2 protein-coding genes are annotated in these 1,412 nt (G+C 57.7%); both read right to left on the bottom strand.

The window, feature by feature from the left end; genetic code table 11:
- On the bottom strand, positions 1 to 184 hold a 184-nt coding region (locus tag Q0341_RS03610), incomplete at its 3' end, for a chorismate synthase (protein WP_299510620.1).
- Positions 185 to 291: 107 nt separating this feature from the next.
- A partial coding sequence (locus Q0341_RS03605) for an HlyD family type I secretion periplasmic adaptor subunit (RefSeq protein ID WP_299510618.1) occupies positions 292 to 1,412 on the bottom strand: 1,121 nt, incomplete at its 5' end.

The raw sequence follows: 1,412 nt of genomic DNA, 5'->3' as shown, positions 1-1,412 counted from the left end.
GCTCGTTGCGCTGGGTGACGAACTTGCTGGTACCGGGGCGACGGCGGTCCAGGTCGGGCTGGATGTCGGCCTCGCTCAAGGGCATGCCCGGGGGGCAGCCGTCGATCACGCAGCCAATGGCCGGGCCGTGGGATTCACCAAAGTTGGTGACCGAAAAGAGATTTCCAAAGGTATTGCCGCTCATGGGCGTTGATTATCCCAGAGCGCAAGCCTGGCTTGACAGCTATTTGCCCATCAGACAGCGCAACGGGGCCAGGAAAGTGTCGCTTGGTCTCACCCCCCTCACTGTGCTCAGCGCTCTCCCAGCGACTGGTTCAAGGTCTTGATCACGGGTTTGGACAGGTATTTGAGCACCGTGTTCGAGCCGGTTTTGATTTCCACCGTGCTGGTCATGCCCGGCTGGATGTCCAGCTGCTGGTCTGGTCGGCCGCTGAACCTGCGCCCATCGGTCTTGACCTGTACCCTGTAGTAAGGCTGCTCGCCTTGCTGGAGGTTTTCTGACAAGGTGTCGGCGCTGATGTAGGACAAAGAGCCGCTCAAATCACCGTAAATGGTGTAATCGTACGCGTCGATCTTGACGGTGGCTTTCATGCCGGTCTTGATGAAGGCGATATCGGCCGGGCTGACCTTGGCTTCGATCACCAAGTCTTCTTCCAGCGGGACGATCTGCATAACCTCTTCACCGGGACGGATGACCCCACCGCGTGTGGTGACGCGCACGTTTTTCACAATGCCATGCAGGGGCGCTCGCAGCTCTGTTTGAGTCAGCTGGTCCTTGCGTTGGGCCATGATTTGTTGCACTCCGGCCAAGTCCTCGAGTGCCTTGCTCAACTCGGCCTGCGTGTCCTGAAAATATTTGTTCTTGCGGTTCGTGATCTGAGCCTGCGTGTCGGCAATTTGGCGCTCCAAGCGCAACACCTCGGTCGCACTGACATCGCCGGTTTTGAGCAAGGGGCGCGTCATTTGCAGCTCTTTTTGAACAATCGCTTTGATGTTTTCGTAAGACCTGAGTTCATCCCGAATGGCGGAGCGGCGCTTCGTGAACAACACCATCTGGGTTTCGCGAAACTCAGGATAAGCCTTCGACTCTGGGGGGAATCGGGGCTCCCTGCCCAAGACTTCGGCCTGCAAGCGTGCCACCGTGATGGCCAGTCCTGCTGCCTTGGCCCGGGTTTCCAGATAACTCGACTGTTGGCGCGTGCCATCGATTTTCACCAACACCTGATCGCGCTGCACCACATCGCCCTCTCGGACCATCAGTTCCTCGATCACGCCGCCATCTTGCGACTGGATGATTTGTGAGCGTGCACTGGAAATCACAGAGCCAGGGGCTCGGGTGATTTGGTCAATTTCAGCGAAATAAGCCCAAGTAAAAAATACCCCGCAAGTGAGCAGCAAAGACCACAGCGCCC

It is taken from the genome of uncultured Limnohabitans sp. (assembly GCF_937889215.1).
GTDB lineage: Bacteria > Pseudomonadota > Gammaproteobacteria > Burkholderiales > Burkholderiaceae_C > Limnohabitans_A.
The sequence above is the reverse complement of the archived record's forward strand: the minus strand, read 5'-3'. Positions and strand labels throughout refer to the sequence as shown.